Below are 23,459 nucleotides of genomic sequence, written 5' to 3' on the forward strand. Positions count from 1 at the left end.
CTCAACAAGTTGTAAGGGAATGTAACCGTGCCCTCCACCGGTTCTGCCGTCCGGACCCACTCCCCTGCCGCTGAACGCTTCGCCTTGGCACACCGTTTGCTATGAGATGACTACTGTCCACACTGATTTGGGAAGGGTGAACGATGAAACGGTGGATCCAACATTTCTATCAACTGAACCGCCTCAACTGGCTGATGGTCTGGCTGCTGCTCTGCTGCAGCATCATCCTGCTGTTTCCGGCCGGTTTGATGAAGGGGGCCGTCAGCCAGTGGGCCGCCACACACGCCGCCTGGCTCGGCGTCGGCATGCTGATCGCCATCTCCTACTTCTGCAGTCAGGGCTTCCTGATCGCCTGGGAGTGGGCCTGCGACGAGTGGCAGTCCCGCCGCCAGCAGGATCAGCTGGCCCAGATGATCTCCTTTCTCGACTTCAACGAGAAGGCAGTGCTGCGCGAGTTCGTGCTGCAACGCAAAAGCGTCATAAACTTGCCGATCACCGAGCCTGCCGTCAAAAACCTGATGGATGCCGGCGTACTGACCTATGCCTATGGCAAGCCGGTGCGCGAGAAAGAGGACGAGAACCAGATCCGCGCCCTGATGATCGCCCTACCGGCCCGGCCGCTGCTCACCTACAAGGTATTGGGGTTGTCGCGCGGCAAGATGAGCGACGAGCAGGTGGAGCAGATCATGAATGCCAGACCCAAGTTCGCGCAGAAAAGCTTCCAGCGCTGATCTTCGTTCCCGCCAATAAAAAGAGCCGGCCTTGTGGCCGGCTCTGTCGTTTCTGCCCCGTTACTGGGTTCTCGCCTTGAGATATCCGGCGTAGTCCGGGATCTGCACGCTGAACGCCTGGCGCATGTGAGGGCTGTCCATGATGAAATCGGCGGTCGCCTCGTTGGTGGCGACCGGGATGTTCCAGACTGCCGCGAGGCGCAGCAAGGCCTTCACGTCCGGATCGTGGGGCACCGCATTGAGGGGATCCCAGAAGAAGATCAGCACGTCGATCTTGCCCTCGGCGATCAGGGCGCCAAGCTGCTGGTCGCCCCCCATGGGGCCGGAGAAAAGACAGGTGATGGGCAGTTGTGCCTGCTTGCCGAGCATGGTGCCGGTGGTACCGGTGGCGTAGAGGTGGTGGAGCTTGAGCTCCTCCTTGCGCCGCATCACCCAGTTCAGCAGGGGGGTCTTCATGTTGTCGTGAGCCACCAGCGCCACTCGCTTGTGGGCCGCCATCTCACGGGCGATCTGTTCCATGGACATCATCCGTAGCAGTGTTGTTTGAATAGAGCCGTATCCTAATCGAAAGCGGCGCCCGTTGCCTTGCCGGGCGCCGTAACTGTGATCACTTCGACTGTTCAATCCACAGCTTGTTCTTCTGCTCCAGCACCGAGATGGGCAGCATGCCGTATTCCAGCACATGGTGGTGGAACGCCTTGAGGTCAAAGCCTGTGCCCAGCGCCTGCTCGGCCGACTCCCGCATCCGGATCAGCGCCAGCTGGCCCGCTTTGTAGGAGGTCGCCTGGCCGGTGTAGGCCATGTAGCGCGGCACTTCGGAGCTGATGTCCCCCGCCCCCAGTGCCGAGTTCTCCTTCATGTAGTTGACGGCCTGGCCGTGGCTCCAGCCATACCAGTGAATGCCGGTATCCACCACCAGCCGCATGGCCCTCAGCATCTCCTCGTTGAGGCGGCCGAAATACTGCAGCTGGTTGTTGAAAGCGGACGAGCCCTCGACCTTCACGTCCCCCACCGCCGGATCATAGAGACCGCGCCCCTGATAGAGCCCCATGTCGTGATCCGCCAGGTATTCGGTGTAGAGCGCCCAGCCCTCCGCATAGGCGGTGTAGGAGGCGTTCGCCACGTACTGCGGGAAGTCGGGATCCTTGGCGGCCAGCTCCTGGGCTATGGTGATCTGGAAGTGGTGACCCGGCGCCGCCTCGTGGGCCAGCAGGGTGCTGATGTTCCAGCTCTGCAGACCATAGGGGTAGTAGGTGTTGAGGAAGAACTGCCCCTTGCGACCGGTCTGCGGGTTGCCGTCCTGATACCAGGCCACCCCGCCGTATGGCGCATCTTCATAGGAGACGGGCACCACCTCGTAATCCAGCTTGGGAATGGTACGCTCGGCATCGAAGAAGTCCGGCAGCACCAGCGCCGCCTTGCTCTTGAAGGCGTTGTACTCCTGCAGTGCACGCTCGTGTTCGGCCAGCGCCTGTTGCTGCGGCCCGCTCAGGGTCGCCCCGGCTGCATTGTCCGGGTTGAGGCCGGCCGACCAGACAGCCAGCGGATTCTGATAGAAGAAGGCCGGCTCGTTCAGATAGCGGAAGAAGGCGTAGATCTGGCCGCTCTGCTTGCTCTGGACTACGTCGTCGCTGTCACACTTGCCGACGGTATGGCACACCTTGACCATGGCGCCGAAGATCCGCTCCACCTCGCTCAGCCCCAGCGCATGCACCTGCTCCGGCGTCATGTCGGTGGTGGTGTGCTTCTTCAGCAGCCAGCGATACCAGTCGCGCCCGTTGGTCATGCCGCAGAAACCGTCGTCGCACTCGCCGCTGCCAAGGCGCACCGCATAGGCGCCGCCGTGCTGGTAATCCAGGTAGTCGCGCAGCGCCAGATAGCGGCCGTTGATGCTGTCCAGCACCCCCTTGTACTCGCTGCGCAGCGCCTCGTCCGTCTCTCCCGGCAGTTGCTGCCAGCCAAGGTAGGAACCGGCGATCGCCTCCCCATCCAGCTTGCTGTTGAGCTGGGCCAGCAGCCGGTCCACCAGCTCGTCCGGCAGGGTGTTGCCCTGGGCGCTGCCCAGTTCGAACTGGTGCTTCACCTCGGCAAGGTAGCCGTCATAGGCCTTGAGCCAGGTGAGGTGCTCCTGATACCAGGCCAGTGGCGCGGTGGCGGCCCTCGCCTTGCTCGCCAGCACCGGTGCCGCAGCCGGGCGATCGAGGTCGCGCCGCCAGGCGGTATCCCCCGGTGCGACCCGCTCGGCCGAACTCTGCTCGAAGTAATCGAAGCCGCGCTCGACGGTGCGGGCGGCCCTGCCACTGGCCGGGGCGGCCCCCACCTCATCGGCCAGATCTACCACCCGGTTGCGGAAGTGATGGATCGGGATCTGGGATTGGGGCAGATCGTAACCCGCCAGGTTAATCTGCAGATCCCAGCGGATCATGTCGTAGAACAACCGGTCCCGTTCGCTCAGCACGCTCGAGTCCAGGGCATCCAGCCGTTTGAGCAGGGAACTGTCGAGGGCCTTGCGCTTGGCGATGCTGGCGGCATCGATGGCAAAGCCGTAGGGGTCGAGCGCCTGGCCCTCGCGCAGGGCCTCGTCCATGGTCTGCATCAGAGAGGCCTTGGTGGCGGCGGGATCCGCCGGGGCGTTGGAGCTGTTGTCATTGCAGGCAGCGAGCGAGAGTGCGATGGCGCAAGCCAGCGCCAGCTTGTTGGGCAAGAAGTGCATGGTGTAGTCCTTTAACCGTTGTTATTGTTTGTCCCCAATAAGGGGTTCCAATAGTGCATCTCTCCCGCGTACTTTTTTGCGACCTGATTAACAAAAATAAGCTTACTTTTCATGATGATAAGCCTCATGAAAAGCTATGCAGCCAGACATTAAAAAACCCGCCGCAGCGGGTTTTTTAATCGTTTTTTCATGCCATAACTATTCAGGAGCCGCCGTGATGCAGCTGGGACTGCTGATAGTTCTCCAGCCCGATGCGATCGATGAGATCGAGCTGGGTCTCCAGCCAGTCCACGTGCTCCTCCTCGTCTTCCAGGATCTCCTGGAACAGGTCGCGGCTGATGTAGTCCTGCACCGACTCGGCGTAGGCGATGGCCACCTTCAGGTCCGGGATGGCGTCCATCTCCAGCGACAGGTCGCAGCGCAGCATCTCCTCCACCGTCTCGCCGATGCGCAGCTTGCCCAGATCCTGCAAGTTGGGCAGCCCTTCCAGAAACAGCACCCGCTTGACCAGCTCGTCGGCGTGTTTCATCTCGTCGATGGACTCGTGATACTCCTTGTGCCCAAGCGCCTTGAGGCCCCAGTCATCGTAGATGCGGGCATGCAGAAAATATTGGTTGATGGCTATCAGCTCATTGGCCAGCACCTTGTTGAGGTGGACAATGATCTTGGGATCTCCTTTCATCGACAGTGCTCCTTGGTTCGTGCCTGAGGCTGAGATCCTTAGAGCTTAGTCCAGAAAAGTGACAACAAGAGGTCCGGCGAGCCAGCTCGCCTGCGGGGAGAAATTGAAAAGACGGGCCGGTTTTACCGGCGACAGGCCCTGCTCAGGCCACCTCGTAGTAGAGCGGCGCCTGTTCCAGCTCGGCCTTGTCGAGTTCGGCGGCGATGATCTCCATGGTCATGCGCACGCATTTGCCACACTGGGCACCCACTTCGAGCGACTGCTTGAGCTGGCGAAACTCGGTCTTGCCTGCCTGTACCGCCTTGCGGATCTGGGAATCTGTGATGCCGCGGCACAAACAGACGTACATAGTGTTTACCTCATGCTGGATTGCCATGAAATCTAAATGAGAATGGTTCGTAGTGCAAATAACGATTGGTAATAAGATCCCCCGCTTGCCAGCCATCAACCCCTTGGTGACAATGCCCTGTCACTGAGGGAAACATCATGCTCAAGAAACTGTTCACTGCCCTGTTTGGCGGCCAGCCCGCTGCGGTCGCCGAAGTCACGCCCACCGAATACGCCGGCTACCTCATCTATCCCGAGCCCATGGCCGAAGGGGGTCAGTATCGACTGGCTGGCCGCATCACCAAGGAGCTGGATGGCGTGCTGCAGACCCACCGCTTCATCCGCTCCGATCTGTTTGCCAACCCCGCCGATGCAGAGCGCTTCATGGTGCAGAAGGCACACACCTTCATCGACCAGATGGGAGATCGCATGTTCGAGCCCCGCAAACCGGCCGACAGCACCGCCTCATGATGCCGGCTGCGCTCGACGAGTTGCGCCAGGTGCTGGCCCGCACCGGCGAACGGCGGCTGATCTGGCTGGAAGGTGATGAGGCCGATTGCATCGCCCGAGCCGAGGCGCTGCTGAGCGGCGTCAGCTACTGGCTGGGGAATGGCCCGAGCGAGCACCACCCGCAACCGGCGGCCAAGGCGTTGCAGCGGCTCGGTCAGGAATGCGACACGCTTGTATTTAATACGTTCAGCGGTTTTCACCCCGACGCATTCGGGGCATTGGCAGGCACCTTGCGGGCAGGCGGTCTGCTGCTGCTGCTGACCCCGCCGCGGACCCAATGGCCAGCCTGGCCGGATCCAGACCGGGTACGGCTGGTGGCACAACCGGAAGACATGGTGCTGGCGGGTCACGGCTTTCTCGCTAGGCTGGTGCGGCTGCTGGTGGGTGACCCCGCCCTCGAGCTGACGCCCCCTGCCACAACGACCCCGTGGCAGCCGGTTGGGCCAGCGCGGCCATTGAGCTGTGATCAGGCGCGCGCCCTGCCCGCCATCCACAAGGTGTTGCACGGTCACCGCCGCCGCCCGCTGGTGTTGAGCGCGGATCGGGGCCGCGGCAAGAGCAGCCTGCTGGGGCTGGCCGCCGCCGAGCTGCTGCGCCAGCAACCCGATCTGCAGATCGTGGTGACGGCGCCCTCCCAGGCCACGGTCGCCACCCTGTTTGCTCACGCCGCCCGCGCCCTTGAAGACGCGCCGCAGCTGCTGACAGGACTCAGCTACTGCTCGCCCGATCGGCTGGTACACGAACCGCTGCAACCCGACCTGCTGCTGGTGGACGAAGCGGCCGCCATTCCGACCCCGCTGCTGGAAGCCATGCTGGCCCGGCACGGCCGCATCGTCTTCGCCACCACAGAACACGGCTACGAGGGCACCGGGCGCGGTTTTCACCTGCGCTTCAAGCGGGTGCTCGATCGCGAGACGCCCGGCTGGCAGGAGATCCACCTGGCCGAGCCGATCCGCTGGAGTAGCCGGGATCCGCTGGAGCCGCTGGTGTTCCGGCTGCTCGGCCTCAATGCCGAGGTCGAGACGCCGCCAGCACCCACCCACCCTGGCTGGCGCCTGCTCGAACAGGATGCACTGGCTGCCGACGAGGGACTGCTCCATCGGGTGTTCGGCCTGCTGGTGCTGGCCCACTACCAGACCACGCCGAGCGATCTGCGCTACCTGCTGGAGAGCCCGGCCCTCGACATCCACCTGCTGGAGCAGGGCACACATCTGCTCGGGGTGGCGCTGGTGGCCCGGGAAGGAGAGATAGCAGACGAGCTGGCCGAGGCGATCTGGGCCGGGCGACGGCGCCCGCGCGGCCATCTGCTGCCCCAGTCGCTGCTGGCGCACGCCGGCTTCAAAACCGCAGGCGCACGCAGCTACGCCCGGGTGATGCGCATCGCCATCCACCCGGCGCTGCATCGCCACGGGCTGGGGTCGCTCCTGCTGGCCCACCTCGAACAGCATTATCAGGCGGCAGGGCTCGACTATCTGGGCTCGGCCTTCTCGGCCAGCGCCGATCTGCTGCCATTCTGGTGCAAGGCCGGGCTCAAAGTGCTGCGCATCGGCCTGCAGCGGGATGCCGCCAGCGGCAGCCACGCCGCCCTGCTGCTCAAGGCGCTGCAACCAACACGGGCCGCCGAGCTGGCCGACTGGCACCAACGCTTCGTGCGCCAACTGCCGACCCTGCTGGCGGGCGAGCTGAAAAATCTTGAATCCGAGCTGGTGTGGCAGTGCCTGCAGGATGGTGAGGCCACCTCGAGCGGGCTCGATGAGTTTGATCAGAATGAGCTGGTCTGCTTTGCCCACCACCACAAACCGTTCGAGCTGTGCCAGCCCAGCCTGCAGCGCTGGCTGGCGGGCAACCTGACAACACTGGCAGAGCTTGACCCCGCCGAGCGGCAACTGCTGATCGCCACCATCTGGCAATATGCCGACTGGGGATCGCTGGCGGCCAGGCTGCAACTGGCAGGCAAGCCGGCAGTCATCAAGGCGCTGCGCAGCCTGCTGGCCCGGCTGCTGCCGCCCGCTACCACTCGATAGGCTCACCACGCCAGTCGAGGTAGCTCAGCTCGCCATCCGGCGTCAGCCGCGCCATCAGCGTGACCAGATGCGCGGCAGCCTGTTGCGGGCTGTGCAGACTGCCGGCGGCCAGGTTGCCGTGAAATGGACGAGATAACGCGGTATCCACTGTGCCCGGATGAAACGCCAGCAACTTGACGCCGGGCGCTCGTCTGGCGAGCTCGATGGCGGCACACTTGAGCAGCATGTTGAGGGCCGCCTTGGCGGCGCGATAGCCATACCAGCCCCCGGCGCGGTTGTCGCCGATGCTGCCGACCCGGGCACTGAGCACCGCCAGGGTACAGGGGCTCGACCCCAGCAGGGGCAGCAGCTGGCTGATCCAGCGCAGCGGCAGCAGGGCGTTGGTCTGGTAGAGCTCGGTCATGGCCTCGAGGTTGAGCGCCTCGAACCGCTTCTCAGGCCGGATGCCGCCCTGTTGCAGCAGGCCGTTGCAGATCACCAGCCAGCGCAGCCTCGGTGCCAGCTCGCCGATGCGGGCCACCACCTGCGCCAGCTGTTCATCACTGTAATCGCAGCGCAGCCAGTGCAGCTTGCTGCTGTTGAGCTCCGCCGGTTGCGGCTGGCGACTCACGGCGATGACGGGCGCGGCGCCCGCCGCCAGCCAGTGTTCGACCAGGGCGCTTCCCAGCCCACCGCCGGCGCCGATCACCACGACACTCTCTTCCATGACGAGCCCCCTTGTGGCGAGTGTGATGGCCTTCTCCATCGCCCCGCGCTTTTCCTGATAGGCTGATACGCGCCTTCCAGCCTGCGGGATCAAGCGGTTATGGAGGCGATCTTGTGTGGATCCCGCCGTCGTCGGCGGATCCATTCCTATACTGAGGGAAAACCGCAGCGGGTGCTGCCAGCGCAACCAGAAGCACGAGAGTGACCATGATGTCCAAAGACGGGGAAGAGCGTAAATCCATCCTGACCGAGAGCGGCACCAACGAGCTCGAGATCATCGAATTCCACCTCAAGAAGCAGCTGCCCGATGGCCGCGAGAAAATAGCCTATTACGGCATCAACGTCGCCAAGGTGCGCGAGGTGATCCGGGTGCCGGAGACCACCGACTACCCCAATGCCCAGCGCCACATGGTGGGGGTCTTCTCCCTGCGCGAGCGGCTGATCCCGCTGGTGGATCTGGCCGGCTGGCTCGGCATCCGCACCAACCCGGACAACAGCAACAAGGTGGTCATCGTCACCGACTTCAACAAGATGGCAAACGGCTTCCTCATCGACAGCGTCAGCAGAATCCACCGGGTCTCCTGGGAGGATGTGGAGTCCCCCAGCCAGTTCCTGGAGGCGGGCGAGAATGACTGCGTGGTGGCCGTGGTCAGGCGCGACGGCAACCTCATCATGATCCTCGACTTCGAGAAGATCATCGCCGACATCAACCCAGAGCTGAGCATGGAGAAGTACGATGTGACCCAGGATCGCAAGGTCATCATCGACGATCGCATGATGGCCATGCGCCAGGCCAAAACCATTTTGGTGGTGGACGACTCCGCCTTCATCCGCAAGATGATCGAGACCACCCTGCGCACCGCGGGCTACAACGTGGTGACCGCCAAGGACGGGGGTGACGGGCTGGAGATGCTGATGGAGTTCGATCGCCTGTCGCAGGAGGAGAAGATCCCGGTGGCCGAGTTCGTCAGCGGCATCATCACCGACGTGGAGATGCCCCGCATGGACGGCATGCACCTGCTCAAGCGGCTGCGCGATACCCCCGCCTTCAAGACCACCCCCATCGTCATGTTCTCGTCGCTGATGAGCGATGACAACCGCCACAAGGCGCTGCAGCTGGGCGCCAACGACACCATCACCAAACCGGAGCTGGGCCGAATGGTCGGCATGATGGACAACTTCCTGCTCGGTATCCCCATCCCCAGACCCGGCAACCTGTGAGGCCGCCGGACGGCCACGCAAGCAAAAGGGCGCCGAGGCGCCCTTTTGCTGCTTGATGGCTCAGCCCAGCCAGAGATAGAGCTGGTGAGCCGCCACCCCGGCGCACAGGCCGCCGATGGTGTGGGCCACGATGGCGCGAGAGGTGAGATGGCGATAGCCGAGCGCATCCAGCATGGCGGTGTGGGTGCTCAAGAAGCCGCTCCAGCACATGCCCATGGCGGTGAACACCGCCACCTCGTTGCCAGTGATCCAGCCCTTGCCGATGAAGGGGGGCACCAGCGACATGGCGGCCCCGACCGCCCCCAGCGAGGTGACCGGGAAGGCCACCAGCTCGGCATGGGTGAAGCCGAACAGCAGCTCGAACAGCCAGCCCACCTTGGCCGCCAGCACCGGCAGCAGCGCTACCCCCTGAAAAGCCTCACCGCTGTAGCCCTGCTCGCCCGGGCCGAAGGTCAGCAGCATCACGAAGGTGCTGATGATGAGCACCCCCGGGATCACCGCCATCCCCAGCTCCACCCCGGACTTGCCACCGTCCAGCAGGGCGTTGAGCACCCGCAGCCAGGTAGGGGCGACTTCCTGGCTCAGACCCGGTTTGGCCCCCACACTCGCCACCTCGTCGGTGATCGGAACCTCCCCCACCAGCGGGCGGATCATCCGCTGCATCAGCCGGGTCGACACCACGGAGCCGATGAGGGCGCCGAGCAGACCGATCAGCGCCGCGCTGGCGGTGGACTCGCCGCCCGGCAGTTGCAAGGTCGCCATGAAGGTCACCACGATCAGCCCCATGCCGAAGGCGGTGCCGAAGTTGGTGAGCGACACCAGCTGCCAGGGGGTGAAGCCCTTGCGAAAGCGGCTGTCCTTGGCGAGGCTGATCACCGCCGGGTTGTCAGAGAAGAAGGTCATCAGGGCCGCCAATGCGGTGCGCCCCGGCAGCCGGAACACCGGCTTCATCAGCGGAGCCAGCAGCACCTCCAGCAGGCGGATCACCCCGAACTCGCTGAGCAGCTGGCTGAGCGCGCCAGACAGCACGGTAATGCCCATGATGAAGAGCACAGTGTTGAGCAACAGCTGGTGGGCGGTGTTGAACAGGGTGTTGACCAGGGCGGAGAGGCCCATCTGGCTGCCGAGGTAGCCAAACAGGCTGCCGAGGATAACCAGCACCAATACCGGCTCCAGCCAGCGGCGAAGGGAGGCCGCTCCCTGGTGAGAATCTTTAACTACTTGATTTTCCATACCAATCCTGAAATCTGTCGCTGTGTGGTGAGTATTGTTGTTATGGCACCCATAAAGCAGGAGCCCTTGTCTTGCGACAAGGGCTCCTTGAATGACTCTTCCTGCTGGCCGCGAACCCGTGCCATACGGATTGACGCTTCGCCGCGCCAGCGGCTGAACCAGGGAAGAAACACGGGTGGCCGGACGATCCTGTCCAGTCTGTCCGTCTCGCGCCAGCGCGCCGGCCCACGGCCAGCCCGGCGACGAAACGGGGCGGCAGTATAACAACTGGGGCCTGCCAGCGAAACAAGGGGGGAGACCTGCGCCTTGCCACCCCCTCGCCTGTGCTGGCCGCCAACGAGCTCTACGGCTTCACCCCTTCGCTCTTCAACCACTTGCGCAGCCGGCCGTTGGCATTGTGATAGGGCGAGGCGGTATTGAACTGGATCATCCGCCCCAGCGGCCAGCGCTCATACCAGGGGCGACCGTACAGCTCATCGTTGCTGCGCTGCCCGATCAGCTCGACGATGCGGGCCCTGGCCGCCACCAGCCGGGTCAGCAGCTGCGGGTAGGTCAGCCCCTCATAGTCCCGATAGAATTTGTGCGCCAACCCGCCCAGCTCGTTCCATTTAAAACCGGTCTCGGGAAAATCCACCGGCAGACCCGCCGCATCCCGCTCGATCCACTTGATCAGCAGCTCATTCCAGCCGATGAGGTAGGCCACCAGATTGGCCACGCTCATGCGGGTGCCCTTGCTGTGCCCCTCCATCACCGGCTGCCGTGTCAGGCCCTCGGGGACGGCCTGCAAGGCCTTGAGCAGCTTGCCGAAGTTCATCTCGATGGCGAGCAGCAGCTCGGCCTTGTCAGCAGGGATCCCCATCACTTTTCTCCTGAATGCCCGCCACCCGACAAGCGGCGGGCGAGATTGCCGTCCACGGCCGGCGCGGGTAAGCTCGCCCCATCGGCCATCCATCTACTCATCCAGCAGCACCATGAACGACCTCGTGACCTACATCAGGGCCATCCATCGCCAGGCCGGGCCGGCGATCATCGTCCGCCAGCAGAGTGAACAGTACAGCGAGCAGGACGAGAGCGGCACCCTGACTCATCACCGGCAGACCCATTACTGGTTTGCCAACGACGTGGTCATCTGCCACCAGCTGGAGCTGGACGAAGAGCCCTCTCCGCAGATCTGCCCGGAGTGCTGGATCAGCTACTGGGTGGTCACCAGCCCCATTCCCATCACACCTGCGCGCAAGTTGTTCCACAACCCCTGCCAGGAGGCCTTCTGGCTCAAGATGCAGCAGATCACGCCAGCCGGCTGACCCGCTCTACCGGTAACCAACTCCCCATCAATACTGCTTGGTCTTGGAGGCAAACCCCGCCAGGAACAGCCCGGTCAGGAACATGCCGCAGAAGGCCTCGATGGCCGACAACAGCTGGAGCGGGGAGGAGGTCTGGGAGATGTCGCCATAGCCCAGGGTCACGAAGGTGACGATGCTGAAGTAGAGCGAGCGGCCCAGATGGTGGTAGGTAACCGAGGCCGGCGCCAGAAAATAGGTCAGGGTCGCCAGCAGGATCACCCCCATCGACAGCAACAGGCTGCGGATCGGCCGCTCACCAAAACCCCAGGTGATGAAGCTGATGAACTTGGCGGCGCACTTCAGGTAGCACAGCAGGGTGAGCCAGCCTTTCTTGAGCCAGCCGCTGCGCAGCCAGCACTCCTTGAACAGCTCTCTGGGGCTCGCCAGCGACTTCATCTCGTGCAGCTTCTCCTTGTAGTAACACTCGCCGGCATCGACGGTATCGCCCACGCTGGAGAAGAGCCGCTTGGCGTTGCGGTAGAGCTTGCTGGCTTCGCTGTGATCGACCCGGCCATTCTCGTTGTAGGCCACCTGCACCTTGTCCAGGTTGGTGTGCTCCATGGTGGCGTCGAAGTTCTTGGCCCGCACGTTGAAGTTTTTCAGCACCGCCCGGGAGGAGTGAAAACGGATCTCCTCGCACTCGATGGTGAAGTCCTGAAACACCCCGTCCTCCAGCGCCAGCTCCCGCTTCTTGGCCCAGGCCCTGTGGTCCCACAGCAGGGAGTCGAACAGATCGAGCCCGATCACCCCGCCGTTGACCCTCACCCCCTTGGCCGAGCAGTGCCACAGATAGACCTTGGAGTTGTTGACGGCGCCATCCAGCGAGAGCTCGTCCAGGCAGGTGAAGTCGAGCAACCGGCCGGAGATGATGGGGCTTTTCAGCTCGACGCCGCCGATGTTGAGCAGGCGGTGCTTGCCCAGCACCTGGGCCTCCCCCTTGTTGTTCTCGGAGACCGAGAGCAGGCTCTGCACCCGCTTCACCTCGTCCTTGCCGTGCTTGCCGGCCAGCCACATGCAGTAGGGTTCAAAGCGCGTCTCGGCGCGGATCAACCCGCTCTTGCGCAGGGACTCCAGCGCGCTCGAGGCTGTCTCATAGAGCCTGATCTTGTCGTCGCTCATGTAGAGACACAGGCTCAGCACGCAGCGGGAGCTGATGAAGCGGGCAATGCCGATCTGGAAGATCACCTGCTTGTCGATCTTCTGCTCCGTCATCCAGTCGTCGAAATGGGGCAGCGACGCCACCAGCAGATCCCAGATCAGGGGATAGTCGTTGGCCCGGCGCCACTCGTTGAACTGTTCGGGGGAAAGCTGCCAAAGCTCTGTAGCATTCATGGATGACCTCGCTCAAAAAACGGTTCCGTTTACCTGCTCCGGGCCTGGTACCCGATAAGCCTGCATGACCCGAACCGGGCAGGAGACGGACTCAGCAAGCCATCATACTAGCCGAGCCGACGAAGTCACTGATGGGGAGGGGACAGGGTGAGCCATGCGACAACTTGGCGCCGGTTGGCCCATTTATTGTCCGCAGTGAGTGCCAAATAGCGGCAAACAGGCAAAGAAAAAGCCCAGCATTGCTGCTGGGCTTTTGAATTGGCTCCTCCTACTGGACTTGAACCAGTGACATACGGATTAACAGTCCGCCGTTCTACCGACTGAACTAAGGAGGAATTAACTATCGGAGACCAGATATCGCTATCTCGTCGCCTTTATTGTGGTGCCCAGAGACGGAATCGAACCGCCGACACGGGGATTTTCAATCCCCTGCTCTACCGACTGAGCTATCTGGGCAAATGGTGCCGGCTACCGGAATCGAACTGGTGACCTACTGATTACAAGTCAGTTGCTCTACCTACTGAGCTAAGCCGGCACACTTTAAACCATTGTGCATGAACAAGTTTTTATTTCATGGCACCAAAATTTGGTGCCCAGAGACGGAATCGAACCGCCGACACGGGGATTTTCAATCCCCTGCTCTACCGACTGAGCTATCTGGGCGTGGGCGCTATTAAACGGATTTTAAGGCAGGTGGTCAACGGGAAATTTCACTTTTTGTCTCGTTCGTCTCTTTTTTGCTCAGGATCATCCATTTCCAGCACTTCTTCCTGCTCGGCACGGTTCTGGCGGCCCCAGACTCTGGGTTCCTCCCCCTTCAGCAGGCGGGCAATGTTCTCGTGATGGCGGATCAGAATGAGGCAGGAGAGCAGCGACACCGGCAACGTGTATTCCGGTTTGAGCAGGTAGGTAAAGAGCGGGGTCAGCAATACGGTAATGATGGAGGCCAACGACGAATAGCCGCTCACCAGCAGCACCAGCAACCAGGTGCCGATCACCGCGCCCCCCATGGTGAAACCGATGGGCATCATGGTGCCGAGCGCCGTGGCCACTCCCTTGCCGCCACGAAAGTGGAAGAAGATGGGGTACATGTGGCCGAGACAGGCAGCCACCCCGATAAAGCCGAGGTAGACGGGTTTGATCTGCAGATACCAGGCGAGGTAGACGGGAGCCGTGCCCTTGAGCACATCGAGCAGCAACACCACCACGGCCGCCAGCCGGCCACCGAGGCGCAGCACATTGGTGGCCCCCGGGTTGTGGGAGCCGTGATCACGGGGATCCGGCAGACCCGTGATGCGGGAAACCAGCACCGCACTGGACAGCGAGCCGCCCAGGTAGGCCAGAATAATCATCAAAATCGTCAGGGCCGTCATCTTGGTCGTTTTTACCACGATATGAATGGGGTATGATGCGGGCCACATTCTCTGGCGCCGACGTGGGGTTGCCCAACGCGTGTCGCCCAAACCGGCCGCCGGCACTCATCCGCTGGCCAGGCCTGCATCCCTGCGCTGTCATCACAGCCCATCAAGAGTAAAGAAGAAGTACTGTCATGGACAAGGTGTTTATTCGCGGACTCGAGGTTTTGACCACTATCGGTGTATACGAGTGGGAGAAAGGCATTCGCCAGAAGCTCTGTTTCGACCTCGAGATGGGGTTCGACAACCGCCCCGCCGCCGCAACCGACGATATCAAGCTGGCACTGGATTACGCCACCCTCTCTCGCAAGATCTGTGATCACGCCTCCAGCAAGGTAGTGGAGCTGGTCGAAACCATGGCCGAACAGGTCGCCATGCTGGTGCTGGCCGACGAACGAGTGCAGTGGGTCAAAGTCACCCTGACCAAACCGGGCGCCGTCCCCAACGCCGCCGGCGTCGGTGTCGAGATCCTGCGTCACCGCACCCCGGCCGCGAGCGCCAACTGATGACCCGCATCTATATCAGCCTGGGTTCCAGCCAGATGACAGGGAGTGCTGCATGACCTGTATCTACATCAGCCTGGGTTCCAACCAGATGACAGGGAGCACCGCATGACTCGTGTCTATATCAGCCTGGGATCCAACATCGAGCGGGAGCGTCATATCCGCGCCGGCCTCGATGCGCTGCAGGCCGAGTTTGGCGAGCTGCAGGTCTCCCGGGTGTTCGAGAGCGAGGCGGTGGGCTTCAACGGCCGCCCCTTCTACAACCTGGTGGTGGGCGCCGATACCGAGCTGCCGCTGGCGACCCTGTGCCAGCGACTGCGAGCCATGGAGTTTGCCCACGGCCGCGAGCCGGACGCCAAGAAGTTCGCCCCGCGCACCCTGGATCTCGATCTGCTGCTCTATGGCGAGCTGGTCTGCGAGACGCCGCTGGTGCTGCCGCGCGGCGAGATCCTCAGCAACGCCTTCGTGCTCTGGCCGCTGGCCGAACTGGCACCTGCCCTGCGCCATCCGCTGGATGGCCGCACTCTCGGTGAGCTGTGGGAGGGTTATGACAAGGCCTCCCAGCGGCTCTGCCCCATCCCCTTTCACTGGGCTGCGGGCGAATTGCAGCACCACTGAACAACAAGGGCACCCACGGGTGCCCTTGTTGTTGATGGACGGAGCTGATAACGGATAAGAAACCGTGATTGGGCCTGCGCCGGTGCAAGTGGCAGGATGGCCGCCATCACAGGAGAACCCCATGCCACTCGATACCATTCACGACTTCAACTGCCGGCTGCTGGCCGGGCTGCCCCATCAGCGCTTCGAGCACGAACCCATCCTCGATTACGCCACCGATGAAAAGGTGAGAGCCCGCCTTGGCTGGCAGGCCGAGTTCAGCAAAACCCTGTTTCTCAAGTTCAAGGATGGTCGCTTCGCCCTGCTGCTGACCCACAGGGACGGCCGACTCGACAACAAGGCGGTCAAGGCGGCGCTCGGCGCCAAGCCCTCCATCTGCACCGCCGACGAGATGCAGGCCCAGATCGGTTGCCTGCCGGGCGCGGTCTGCCCCTTCCTGCCCCGCGCCGACATTCCGTTGCTGGTGGATCCCACTCTCATGGCCCACCACGCCTTTACCTGGACGCCGGGCCACCCCGAGCAGACCTTCCTGCTGGAAACCGCCCACCTGGCCGGGCTGCTGACCCAGCTGCCCTGCCAGGTGAGCTACCTGCCAGCCCCCTGAGCCCACGGCTCAGCGCTTGTCCCGCGCCAGCTGGGCGAAGATCAGCGCCGCCAGCATCGACATCAGGCCGATGCAGAGGTAGGTGAGGTGAAAGCCTCCCAGCCACTGACCATCCGCCGCCGACGAGCCGGCAGAGAAGAGCCCCAGCAGGCTGGCGGCGATGGCCACCCCCAGGCTCATGGAGAGCTGCATCACCACCGACAGCAGGCCGTTACCGCTGCTGGCAAACTCTGGGCTGAGATCCTGCAGGGTCAGGGTGTTCATGGCGGAGAACTGCAGCGAGTTGATGGCGCCGAACACCATCAGCCAGCCCAGCAGCACCCCGTAGGGGAGCTGGTTGTCGATGAGGGAGAAGCTGGCGATCATCACCCCGAGCGCCAGGGTGTTGCCGATCAGGATGCGGCGATACCCGATGCGCGGAATGAGCTTGTTCACCAGCGTCTTGGTCAACATGGCCCCCAGCACGGTGGGGATCATGGTCATCCCCGCCTTGCTAGGCGAGAAGCCGAGCCCCAGTTGCAGAAACAGCGGGGTGAGAAACGGCATGGCGCCGCTGCCGAGCCGGGCAAACAGGTTGCCCCAGATACCGATGGCGAAGGTGCTGGTCTTGAACAGCCCCAGCCCGAACAGCGGCTCCTCGGCATTGGCGGCGTAGAGCCAGTAGCTCGCCATGGCGGCCAGCCCGAACAGCAGGGCAAACAGCGCCCAGCCGGTGGAGATGCTGTGCTCTCCCAGCCCCTGCAGGCCCACCGACACCAGCACCATGCCGGCGCTGAACATCACGAATCCCTGCCAGTCGAACTTGGCCGTGCTCTGGCGCAGATCCGGCATGAAGTACCAGCTCGCGATAAAGCCGAGCAACCCCACCGGCAGGTTGATGAGAAACACCCAGTGCCAGCTCGCCACTTCCACCAGCCAGCCCCCCAGTGCCGGGCCGATCAGCGGCCCCACCAGGCCGGGGATGGTGACGAACGACATCACCCGGAGCAACTCGTGCTTGCTGTAAACCCGCAGTACCGCCAGCCTGCCCACCGGCATCAGCAAGGCGCCACCGATCCCTTGCAGCACCCGCGCCGCCACCAGCAGCGGCAGGGAGTTGGCGGCCGCGCAGGCCAAAGACCCCAAGGTAAACAGCAGGATGGCGGCCAGATAGATGCGGCGGGTGCCAAATCTGTCCGCCAGCCAGCCGGAGGCGGGAATGAGCAGCGCCACCGTCAGCATGTAGGCGATGATCACCGACTGCATCTGCAGCGGGCTCTCGCCCAGAGTCTCGGCCATGCTCGGCAGGGCGGTGTTGAGGATGGTGCCATCCAGCGTCTGCATGAAGAAACCGACCGCCGTGAGCGGCGGCAGCCATTTGCGCTGGGCAGGGGTCACCATGTGTGTGCTATCGGGCATCTGCAGCCACCTCCTCTTCAGACAAAAAAAGACCCGCACAAGCGCGGGTCATCTCATTACATCAGGCATCAGGCTGGCCGAGCATGGCTCTGAGCTGCTCTTCCAGGCTGGGCTCGGGCGCCTTGAGCGTATCAAGGAACAACCGCTCTATGCCCGCCTTGTCCTGACTTTTCACGATGAACACCAGCCGGGACTGGGCCTTGCCTTCCGGCCACTCTCCCAGCGCCTGCAGCGGATAGAGCTGACCATGCACGCCGTGGATCACCACCGGCTGGCTCTCTCCCTCCAGCTGCAAGATGCCCTTGAGCCGCAGCAGCGCATCGCCGTATTGCGCCTGCACCGCATCGATGGCGGCCAGCAGGCGGGACGGCTTGAGCGGCTCGCCGATACGCAGGGCGAAACTCTCGATATTGCCGTGCTCGAAGTGGGTCGGCGCGGCCGTGCCCACCTTGGCGGCGAACGGCTTCATCTTCGGCTGCATCGGCGAGGCCAGCCCCTGTTTCGGGGATTCGGTGCGCAGCCAGGCCAGCAGCTGGCGCACGTCGCGCCCGGCCGCCTCGTTGTAGGCCCCCAGCTTCTCCAGCACGGCGGGCGAGAGCACCCCGTTGCTGACCCGCTCGATCGGGGCCGCCGGATTGAGGGCCGCTAGCTGGGCTTCGACCCGCTCCAGCTGCTCGCCATCCACCAGGTCGCCCTTGCTCACTACCAGCAGATCCGCCAGCGCCACCTGTTTCACCGCTTCATACTGAGCCGCCAGCTGTTGCTCGATATGGCCGGCATCCACCACGGTGACGGTGCCGTCGAAACGGTAACGCTGGGCGATAAAGCCCTCCTCCCTCAACGTGAACAGCACGGGGGCCGGATCGGCGAGGCCAGTGGTCTCGATGATGAGCCGTTTGAACGGTTTGATCTTGCGCTGAATGGCCTTCATAAACAGCCCCTGCAGCGCCTCCACCAGGGAGCCCTGCACCGAGCAGCAGATACAGCCGGAATCGAGCAGCACCACCTGCTCGTCCACCTGCTGCACCAGGTGGTGATCCAGCCCTACCGAGCCGAACTCGTTGATCAGCACCGCGCACTCACCAAGCTCGGGCTGCTTGACCCAGTGGTTGAGCAAGGTGGTCTTACCGCTGCCGAGAAAGCCGGTCAGCAGGGTCACAGGGATACGCGTATCTTGCATGTCCGTCATAGGGATGACTCCCCTCTGGTCGGCAGGGTGATGAGTAAGCGAGTGTCTTGCATATCGGTCATGTCAGATCCTTACCGGTTGGCAAACAGGTCGGCGAGCCAGCGGTTTTCGAAGCGGCCGTGGGGGTCGAGCTCGCCCTTGAGGGCCAGGAAGTCGTGCCAGCGCGGCAGCAGCGCCGGGAAGTCGTAGAGATCCATCGCCAGGTGCTTGCCGAAGTGCGGGATGCCGCCGAGCGGCACCAGCAGTTGCTGCAGCTCGCGCATCTGCTCCATGGAGCCGTTGACGAAGGTGCCGTCCGCCGCCAGATAGACCAGGAACCCGATCCAGCAGACCGACTGATCATAGGCGGCGCTGAGCCAGGCCTTGGAGGGGCCGGTGCAGCGCAGGATAAAGGGATAATGCAGTACGCCGGGGTTGGCCTGCTGCCACGCCTGCAGGGCCTCCAGCGCCTCGTTCATGCGATGCAGCGGCACCGCCACCTCGCAGTTGATCTGGGGCGCCGGGATCCCCTTGCAGAGGATCTGGTAGACGTTGCCCACCAGATCGGAGGCATCCTTGAAGCGGCGCACCGTCTCGAAGTGCTCGCCGGCCAGCGCCTCATCCTTGGTGTCCTTGGCCATCTTCTGCAGAGTCGCATCTATGGTGGCATTCATGCGGGCGTCGATGTCGCCCTCCAGCAACAGCGGCTCGCTGCCACCGGCGCGGTAGCGGGCCACCTCTTCCTCGGAGGCGGGATCCACCAGCCAGATGTGGCTCTCGCCGGTCCAGGCGAACCACCAGCTCTTCACGAAGGCGTGCTCGCGGTTGAGCCGCTCGTTGTGCGCCAGCAGGAAGGGATAGTCGGTGGTGAACTTGGTGCAGCGCATGATGCGGTTGGGCACGGTCTGCAGGGTGACGTCGAGCAAAATGCCGAGCATGCCCATGCCCATCACGAAGGCGCCGAAGCGTGGATCGCTGCGGTCCACCCGGATGATGTCGCCACTCGCCAGCATCACCGTCATCGCCTCTACCGCATCGCACAGTGCGGACTGGTGCAGCCCCTGGCCGTGAGTGCCGGTGCTGAGGGCGCCGCCCAGGGTCTGGATGCCGATGACGCCGGGGGATGCGGGCAGCATCCGCTCCATGGCGATGAGATCGGCGTAGACGGTGTCGAGCGGGGTGCCCGCCTGATAGATGACGGTGTCGGCGGTCTGCCCTAGCTGGCCACGCAGGTGGTGCAAGTCCACCAGCAGCGCCTGGCTGCCCTCGGCATAGACGCTGTGGATGGGTTCGAAGGAGAGGCCGGAGCCGATGAGGCGCAGCTTGCGCTCGGGGTTTTCCCGCAGCAGTTGCTGCAGTTCGTCGCGATTCTTCGGACGCCACACCTGCTCCAGTGCGCCGAGCGGATTGGTCCTGGACCAGTTGAACAGCACCTCCCGCTGACCTATCGCCTTGATGCTGTGAAATGCCTGGAACCTGACCGTCATACCGCCCCTCATCTTTATTGACGTCAAAATGAGCGCCAATTCTACCGAAAAGCGGGGCGCAAGGCATGAAAAACAAGCCCCTACAGTCGGGGGTGGATAGGGGAGAGCGCCTCTCCCCTCGCCTCAGCGCGTCTGCTGAGTCAGTGCCAGCAGCATGCCGAATCCCACCAGCAGCCCGCCAAACACCCGATCAATCCAGTGGCGCACCGCCAGCAGCCGACCCCGCACCGAGTCGGTGGAGAAGAAGATCGCCACCGCACTGAACCAGACGGCGTGGGCCAGCACGATGAAGGCGCCGTAACCGAGCTGGACCGCCAGCGGCGTCTGCGGCTGCACCACCTGCATGAACAGACTGACGATGAAGATGGTGGTCTTGGGGTTGAGCACATTGGTCAGAAAACCGGTGCGCAGCGCCCCTAGGCTGGAGAGGGCGGGCTGCTCGGCCAGCACCTCGGCGGTCACCGGTTTGGCCCGCAGCATCTTGATGCCAAGGAAGATGAGGTAGGCAGCCCCCGCCAGCTTGATGAGACTGAACAGCCAGAGCGACTGCTGGATCAGCAGCCCCACCCCGAGCAGGGTGTAGGTGACGTGCACGCAGACCCCGGCGCCGATGCCGAGCGCCGTCAGCACCCCGCTGCGACGCGAGAGCAGCAGGCTGTTGCGCGACACCATGGCGAAGTCGGGCCCCGGGCTGATGACGGCAAAGAAGGTAATGGCTACTACGGCTAACAATTCGGTCATGAAAATAGTCCTGATCACATGGAATATCGGCTATTTTATTTGGCCATAGCACCAATAACGAACGATAACTTCTGACATGAACGGTGAGAATGATTCACAGAAAAGCCTGTCGCTGCCGGCCCTGACCGCGCTGCGCTGTTTCGAGGTGGCGGCCCGTACCGAACACTTCAGCCGCGCCGCCGACGAGCTGCACCTCACCCACGGCGCGGTCAGCCGGGCGGTACGCCTGCTGGAAGAGGATCTCGGGGTCATGCTGTTCGAGCGGCGCCAGCGCCGGGTCTTTCTGACCGAGGCGGGGGATCGGCTCTATCAGGCGGTCAGGGAGGGGCTGGGCGGCATCCGCCAGACGGCGCAGGCGCTGCGCCGGCAGGGGCGGCCGACGTCGCTGGTCATCTCCTGCGAGCCAACCCTGCTGATGCGCTGGCTGATCCCGCGCTGGCCCGCCTTCCAGGCCCTGCATCCCGAGCTGGACGTGCACCTGATGGCCGGTGGCGGTGCCCTCAGCTTCGGCAGCGGCATCGATCTCGCCATCCGGCGCAACGACTTCCAGTGGCCGGCCGAGCTCTACAGCCAGCCGCTGTTCGAGGAGCTGACCGGGCCGGTCTGCCAGCCGGGCAAGGTGGCACAGTTCTTCGAGACGGGGGCCAACGGCCCGGCCCTGCGCCCTGCAGCCCCCCGCCTGCACACCAAGACCCGGCCGGGAGCCTGGCAGGAGTGGTTGCAGCACGCCGGCCAGTCCGCCGGCGAGGAGGCGCCGGGGCAGACCTTCGAGCATTTCTACTTCAGCCTGCAGGCGGCCGTCGCCGGGTTGGGGGTCGCCATCGGCCCCTACCGGCAGGTGTGCGACGACATCGAGGCCGGCCTGCTGGTGGCGCCGCTCGGCTTTTGTCCCGACGGCACCGGCTACCACCTGCTCGCCCCCGCCCCGCCCGCTCCCGGCAGCGCCCACGCCAGGCTGGCGGAGTGGCTGCAATCCCTCACCTGATGGCTCAGGCAGAAGCCAGCTGCGCCGTGCGGTCGACCTGAGGCTGGGCCAATGCAGCCTGAAAGTCGCGCAGCGGCAGCGGACGGCCAAACAGATAGCCCTGCAGGTAGTCGACGCCTTTGCGTTTCAGGTAGTCGGCCTGCTGGCGCGTCTCCACCCCCTCGGCAACCAGCGCGAGGCCGAGCCGGGTCCCCAGATCGATCACGTTGTCGACTATGTGCTCGGACAGGGATTCGGTGCCGATCCTGCCGATAAATGACTGATCTATCTTGAGATAGTCCACATGGAACTGCTGCAGGTAGTGCAGGCTGGAGTGGCCAGTGCCAAAATCGTCCATGGCCAGCCTGACCCCCATCTGGTCGAGCTGGCGAAACAGCATCAGGGTCTGGGGATCCGCCACCAGAAGCTCCCGCTCGGTCAGCTCCAGCACCAGTACTACCTGGCCCGGCGCGAAGTGATCGAGGAAGCGCCGGCACTCGGCAAGCAGCGCCATGTCGCGACAGTGGGCGGCACTGATGTTGAAGCTGATGTGAAACCCGTCGGGCACCAGGTCGCGCTCCATGCTCAGCTCGCGGGCCACCTCCTCCATCAGCAGGCTGGTCATCGGCACGATCAGACCGCTCGCCTCCGCCTGGGGGATGAAGAAATCCGGGCGGATCAGCCCGGCCGTCGGGTGCTGCCAGCGCATCAACACCTCGGCCCCGATCACCCGCTCGCTCCCCGCCGCCACCAGCGGTTGCAAATAGGGCACAAACTCCCGATTGCGCAGGGCTCGCGCCAGCTCGACCTCCGGTGAACGGGGCCGTCCCAGCAGCCACCAGATGAGCAGGGCGAAGCCGAGGGAGATCCCCAGCAACAGCAAAATGGCCCAGCGCCTGGCCTGCCACAGGGAGTTCCAGAACGAGGGCACCTCGTGCCCGGCATAGATCGAGAGCGGATAGCGGCTGGAGTGGATCTCATGGCTGGCCAGCATCGGCTGCGGCTGTCCCCCTTCGCTCAGCACGCCCCGCTCATCCAGCCACTGCTGCCCCACGTGCAGCAGCAGGGTGCAGGGCCGTCCGCTCAGCACCAGCATGAAGCGCAGGTACTCGCCGTCTATGGTGCTGAAAGCGGCCCCCTTGCCATGGCTGTCGCGCAGGGCCAGCAGGGGGTGGTGGGCCCGCACCTGGTTGCCCGCCAACAGCAGCAGCCGTCCACCGCTGTAGCGCTCGAGCCGATCCGGCCACTGGATGGCACCGAACAGCGAGTTGCAGTAGATCCCGTTCTCCCCCACCAGGTTGACGGTGCGCACGAAGGGCACCAACGCCACCTGCTGGCGCAGGGTGAACAGGGCCTGCTCGCACGGCTGATCGATGAAGGGAAAGAGCGAGCGGTTCGCACTCTCGGCGTGGGCCAGCATGGTTTCCATCAGGGTCACCGCCTGTCTGGCGGAGTGCTCGGACTGACGATCCAGAGCGTGCATATGACTGTTGTAGATGGCCCAGCCGCCGAGCGAGAAAGGCAGGCTGAACAGCAACAGGGTGCAGCCAAGACGGAGCCAGGGACGGGAGAAATCCAGATTGGGCAGCGACATCGACATAGCGGGACCAGACAGCAAACATGGCAGCCCACCTTAACAGCCGATGCTGAACCCAGCCCTAATGTGTGCAAAAAACAACCAAGCATGCCCAGAACAAAAACAAAAGCCCCGGCACGGACCGGGGCTTTGCATCAGCACGG

At 63.6% G+C, this 23,459-nt stretch carries 23 protein-coding genes and 4 tRNA genes; 9 read left to right on the forward strand and 18 right to left on the reverse strand.

Annotated elements, in window-relative coordinates; genetic code table 11:
* The first annotated feature begins 143 nt into the window (after window positions 1-143).
* Window positions 144-731: a superinfection exclusion B family protein gene (locus PG900_RS17785; RefSeq protein WP_010635988.1), complete on the forward strand. Its 588-nt coding sequence runs from the start codon at window positions 144-146 to the stop codon at window positions 729-731.
* A gap of 60 nt (window positions 732-791) precedes the next feature.
* On the opposite strand, the gene PG900_RS17790 is transcribed toward PG900_RS17785, so the two are convergent.
* The 4 genes from PG900_RS17790 to PG900_RS17805 form a co-directional block, all read right to left on the reverse strand.
* Window positions 792-1,250, reverse strand: coding sequence for a methylglyoxal synthase (locus PG900_RS17790; RefSeq protein ID WP_010635987.1), 459 nt, complete (start codon window positions 1,248-1,250; stop codon window positions 792-794).
* An 88-nt stretch (window positions 1,251-1,338) separates the two neighbouring features.
* Window positions 1,339-3,444, reverse strand: coding sequence for a DUF885 domain-containing protein (locus PG900_RS17795; RefSeq protein ID WP_270801081.1), 2,106 nt, complete (start codon window positions 3,442-3,444; stop codon window positions 1,339-1,341).
* Between the two features lie 202 nt (window positions 3,445-3,646).
* Complete coding sequence (bfr, locus tag PG900_RS17800) at window positions 3,647-4,126, reverse strand: bacterioferritin (RefSeq protein ID WP_270801083.1); 480 nt, start codon at window positions 4,124-4,126, stop codon at window positions 3,647-3,649.
* A 142-nt stretch (window positions 4,127-4,268) separates the two neighbouring features.
* Entirely contained in the window at window positions 4,269-4,475 is a 207-nt protein-coding gene (locus PG900_RS17805) for a bacterioferritin-associated ferredoxin (protein ID WP_016352142.1), read from the reverse strand.
* A 137-nt stretch (window positions 4,476-4,612) separates the two neighbouring features.
* Here PG900_RS17805 and PG900_RS17810 point away from each other — a divergent pair, with 137 nt between their 5' ends.
* Both PG900_RS17810 and PG900_RS17815 read left to right on the forward strand, forming a co-directional pair.
* A complete protein-coding gene (locus tag PG900_RS17810; protein WP_011707539.1) occupies window positions 4,613-4,924 on the forward strand; it encodes an HlyU family transcriptional regulator in 312 nt (103 codons plus the stop codon).
* The gene (locus PG900_RS17815) at window positions 4,921-6,987 is read left to right on the forward strand and encodes a tRNA(Met) cytidine acetyltransferase TmcA (protein WP_270801091.1); all 2,067 of its coding nucleotides are present in this window, start codon (window positions 4,921-4,923) and stop codon (window positions 6,985-6,987) included. Before PG900_RS17810 ends, PG900_RS17815 begins: the two co-directional genes overlap by 4 nt.
* Here PG900_RS17815 and PG900_RS17820 read toward each other — a convergent pair.
* Entirely contained in the window at window positions 6,974-7,693 is a 720-nt protein-coding gene (locus PG900_RS17820) for an SDR family NAD(P)-dependent oxidoreductase (protein ID WP_270801093.1), read from the reverse strand. The genes PG900_RS17815 and PG900_RS17820 overlap by 14 nt on opposite strands.
* A 206-nt stretch (window positions 7,694-7,899) precedes the next feature.
* Between PG900_RS17820 and PG900_RS17825 the strand changes: the two genes are divergently transcribed.
* Window positions 7,900-8,913, forward strand: coding sequence for a chemotaxis protein (locus tag PG900_RS17825; RefSeq protein WP_011707542.1), 1,014 nt, complete (start codon window positions 7,900-7,902; stop codon window positions 8,911-8,913).
* Between the two features lie 60 nt (window positions 8,914-8,973).
* On the opposite strand, the gene PG900_RS17830 is transcribed toward PG900_RS17825, so the two are convergent.
* Window positions 8,974-10,146: a CD0519/CD1768 family membrane protein gene (locus tag PG900_RS17830; RefSeq protein ID WP_270801096.1), complete on the reverse strand. Its 1,173-nt coding sequence runs from the start codon at window positions 10,144-10,146 to the stop codon at window positions 8,974-8,976.
* 343 nt (window positions 10,147-10,489) lie between these two features.
* Window positions 10,490-11,005: a ClbS/DfsB family four-helix bundle protein gene (locus PG900_RS17835; RefSeq protein ID WP_270801099.1), complete on the reverse strand. Its 516-nt coding sequence runs from the start codon at window positions 11,003-11,005 to the stop codon at window positions 10,490-10,492.
* Window positions 11,006-11,117: 112 nt separating this feature from the next.
* Here PG900_RS17835 and PG900_RS17840 point away from each other — a divergent pair, with 112 nt between their 5' ends.
* Window positions 11,118-11,450 (forward strand): hypothetical protein, encoded by a 333-nt coding sequence (locus PG900_RS17840; protein WP_270831945.1) that lies wholly within the window; start codon window positions 11,118-11,120, stop codon window positions 11,448-11,450.
* Window positions 11,451-11,477: 27 nt separating this feature from the next.
* Here the strand turns inward: PG900_RS17840 and PG900_RS17845 are convergent, their stop codons facing one another.
* The 6 genes from PG900_RS17845 to plsY form a co-directional block, all read right to left on the reverse strand.
* Complete coding sequence (locus PG900_RS17845; RefSeq protein WP_039213987.1) at window positions 11,478-12,821, reverse strand: potassium channel family protein; 1,344 nt, start codon at window positions 12,819-12,821, stop codon at window positions 11,478-11,480.
* Window positions 12,822-13,080: 259 nt separating this feature from the next.
* Window positions 13,081-13,156 (reverse strand) — tRNA-Asn (locus tag PG900_RS17850).
* 45 nt (window positions 13,157-13,201) lie between these two features.
* Window positions 13,202-13,277: transfer RNA gene (locus PG900_RS17855), tRNA-Phe, on the reverse strand.
* 3 nt (window positions 13,278-13,280) lie between these two features.
* A tRNA-Thr gene (locus tag PG900_RS17860) sits at window positions 13,281-13,356 on the reverse strand.
* 52 nt (window positions 13,357-13,408) lie between these two features.
* Window positions 13,409-13,484 (reverse strand) — tRNA-Phe (locus PG900_RS17865).
* A 47-nt stretch (window positions 13,485-13,531) separates the two neighbouring features.
* The gene (gene plsY / locus PG900_RS17870) at window positions 13,532-14,194 is read right to left on the reverse strand and encodes a glycerol-3-phosphate 1-O-acyltransferase PlsY (RefSeq protein ID WP_016352149.1); all 663 of its coding nucleotides are present in this window, start codon (window positions 14,192-14,194) and stop codon (window positions 13,532-13,534) included.
* A 176-nt stretch (window positions 14,195-14,370) separates the two neighbouring features.
* Between plsY and folB the strand changes: the two genes are divergently transcribed.
* From folB to PG900_RS17885, 3 genes are all read left to right on the forward strand, one after another.
* Window positions 14,371-14,742 carry a dihydroneopterin aldolase gene (folB, locus tag PG900_RS17875; RefSeq protein WP_011707547.1) on the forward strand — a complete coding sequence of 124 codons (372 nt, stop codon included), beginning with the start codon at window positions 14,371-14,373 and terminating at the stop codon, window positions 14,740-14,742.
* 105 nt (window positions 14,743-14,847) lie between these two features.
* Window positions 14,848-15,357, forward strand: coding sequence for a 2-amino-4-hydroxy-6-hydroxymethyldihydropteridine diphosphokinase (gene folK, locus PG900_RS17880; protein ID WP_270801104.1), 510 nt, complete (start codon window positions 14,848-14,850; stop codon window positions 15,355-15,357).
* 121 nt (window positions 15,358-15,478) lie between these two features.
* Window positions 15,479-15,961, forward strand: coding sequence for a YbaK/EbsC family protein (locus PG900_RS17885; protein WP_270801107.1), 483 nt, complete (start codon window positions 15,479-15,481; stop codon window positions 15,959-15,961).
* Window positions 15,962-15,970: 9 nt separating this feature from the next.
* On the opposite strand, the gene mdtD is transcribed toward PG900_RS17885, so the two are convergent.
* The 4 genes from mdtD to PG900_RS17905 form a co-directional block, all read right to left on the reverse strand.
* On the reverse strand, window positions 15,971-17,359 hold the full coding sequence (gene mdtD / locus PG900_RS17890; RefSeq protein ID WP_029302083.1) for a multidrug transporter subunit MdtD: 1,389 nt from the start codon (window positions 17,357-17,359) through the stop codon (window positions 15,971-15,973).
* 61 nt (window positions 17,360-17,420) lie between these two features.
* Complete coding sequence (locus PG900_RS17895) at window positions 17,421-18,548, reverse strand: CobW family GTP-binding protein (protein ID WP_162498667.1); 1,128 nt, start codon at window positions 18,546-18,548, stop codon at window positions 17,421-17,423.
* Between the two features lie 71 nt (window positions 18,549-18,619).
* On the reverse strand, window positions 18,620-20,014 hold the full coding sequence (locus PG900_RS17900; RefSeq protein ID WP_270831948.1) for a D-arabinono-1,4-lactone oxidase: 1,395 nt from the start codon (window positions 20,012-20,014) through the stop codon (window positions 18,620-18,622).
* Window positions 20,015-20,137: 123 nt separating this feature from the next.
* The gene (locus tag PG900_RS17905) at window positions 20,138-20,755 is read right to left on the reverse strand and encodes a LysE family translocator (RefSeq protein ID WP_270801113.1); all 618 of its coding nucleotides are present in this window, start codon (window positions 20,753-20,755) and stop codon (window positions 20,138-20,140) included.
* A 76-nt stretch (window positions 20,756-20,831) separates the two neighbouring features.
* On the opposite strand from PG900_RS17905, the gene PG900_RS17910 reads away from it, so the two are divergent.
* Entirely contained in the window at window positions 20,832-21,740 is a 909-nt protein-coding gene (locus tag PG900_RS17910) for a LysR family transcriptional regulator (RefSeq protein ID WP_270801116.1), read from the forward strand.
* A gap of 4 nt (window positions 21,741-21,744) precedes the next feature.
* Here the strand turns inward: PG900_RS17910 and PG900_RS17915 are convergent, their stop codons facing one another.
* Window positions 21,745-23,319: a cyclic diguanylate phosphodiesterase gene (locus PG900_RS17915; RefSeq protein WP_270801117.1), complete on the reverse strand. Its 1,575-nt coding sequence runs from the start codon at window positions 23,317-23,319 to the stop codon at window positions 21,745-21,747.
* Window positions 23,320-23,459 lie beyond the last annotated feature (140 nt).

Origin of the sequence: Aeromonas sp. QDB03, assembly GCF_027707985.1 — a bacterium.
GTDB classification, from domain to species: domain Bacteria; phylum Pseudomonadota; class Gammaproteobacteria; order Enterobacterales; family Aeromonadaceae; genus Aeromonas; species Aeromonas hydrophila.

Bases quoted from the DNA above. Each gene is read 5' to 3' on its own strand.
- PG900_RS17830 (WP_270801096.1), bottom strand. From the start codon at position 10,146: ATGGAAAATCAAGTAGTTAAAGATTCTCACCAGGGAGCGGCCTCCCTT.
- folK (WP_270801104.1), top strand. From the start codon at position 14,848: ATGACTCGTGTCTATATCAGCCTGGGATCCAACATCGAGCGGGAGCGT.
- mdtD (WP_029302083.1), bottom strand. From the start codon at position 17,359: ATGCCCGATAGCACACACATGGTGACCCCTGCCCAGCGCAAATGGCTG.
- PG900_RS17845 (WP_039213987.1), bottom strand. From the start codon at position 12,821: ATGAATGCTACAGAGCTTTGGCAGCTTTCCCCCGAACAGTTCAACGAG.
- PG900_RS17835 (WP_270801099.1), bottom strand. From the start codon at position 11,005: ATGGGGATCCCTGCTGACAAGGCCGAGCTGCTGCTCGCCATCGAGATG.
- PG900_RS17915 (WP_270801117.1), bottom strand. From the start codon at position 23,319: ATGTCGATGTCGCTGCCCAATCTGGATTTCTCCCGTCCCTGGCTCCGT.
- PG900_RS17910 (WP_270801116.1), top strand. From the start codon at position 20,832: ATGAACGGTGAGAATGATTCACAGAAAAGCCTGTCGCTGCCGGCCCTG.
- PG900_RS17795 (WP_270801081.1), bottom strand. From the start codon at position 3,444: ATGCACTTCTTGCCCAACAAGCTGGCGCTGGCTTGCGCCATCGCACTC.
- PG900_RS17840 (WP_270831945.1), top strand. From the start codon at position 11,118: ATGAACGACCTCGTGACCTACATCAGGGCCATCCATCGCCAGGCCGGG.
- PG900_RS17895 (WP_162498667.1), bottom strand. From the start codon at position 18,548: ATGACGGACATGCAAGATACGCGTATCCCTGTGACCCTGCTGACCGGC.
- plsY (WP_016352149.1), bottom strand. From the start codon at position 14,194: ATGACGGCCCTGACGATTTTGATGATTATTCTGGCCTACCTGGGCGGC.
- PG900_RS17790 (WP_010635987.1), bottom strand. From the start codon at position 1,250: ATGGAACAGATCGCCCGTGAGATGGCGGCCCACAAGCGAGTGGCGCTG.
- PG900_RS17785 (WP_010635988.1), top strand. From the start codon at position 144: ATGAAACGGTGGATCCAACATTTCTATCAACTGAACCGCCTCAACTGG.
- PG900_RS17810 (WP_011707539.1), top strand. From the start codon at position 4,613: ATGCTCAAGAAACTGTTCACTGCCCTGTTTGGCGGCCAGCCCGCTGCG.
- PG900_RS17905 (WP_270801113.1), bottom strand. From the start codon at position 20,755: ATGACCGAATTGTTAGCCGTAGTAGCCATTACCTTCTTTGCCGTCATC.
- PG900_RS17885 (WP_270801107.1), top strand. From the start codon at position 15,479: ATGCCACTCGATACCATTCACGACTTCAACTGCCGGCTGCTGGCCGGG.
- PG900_RS17825 (WP_011707542.1), top strand. From the start codon at position 7,900: ATGATGTCCAAAGACGGGGAAGAGCGTAAATCCATCCTGACCGAGAGC.
- PG900_RS17815 (WP_270801091.1), top strand. From the start codon at position 4,921: ATGATGCCGGCTGCGCTCGACGAGTTGCGCCAGGTGCTGGCCCGCACC.
- PG900_RS17805 (WP_016352142.1), bottom strand. From the start codon at position 4,475: ATGTACGTCTGTTTGTGCCGCGGCATCACAGATTCCCAGATCCGCAAG.
- PG900_RS17820 (WP_270801093.1), bottom strand. From the start codon at position 7,693: ATGGAAGAGAGTGTCGTGGTGATCGGCGCCGGCGGTGGGCTGGGAAGC.
- folB (WP_011707547.1), top strand. From the start codon at position 14,371: ATGGACAAGGTGTTTATTCGCGGACTCGAGGTTTTGACCACTATCGGT.
- PG900_RS17900 (WP_270831948.1), bottom strand. From the start codon at position 20,014: ATGACGGTCAGGTTCCAGGCATTTCACAGCATCAAGGCGATAGGTCAG.
- bfr (WP_270801083.1), bottom strand. From the start codon at position 4,126: ATGAAAGGAGATCCCAAGATCATTGTCCACCTCAACAAGGTGCTGGCC.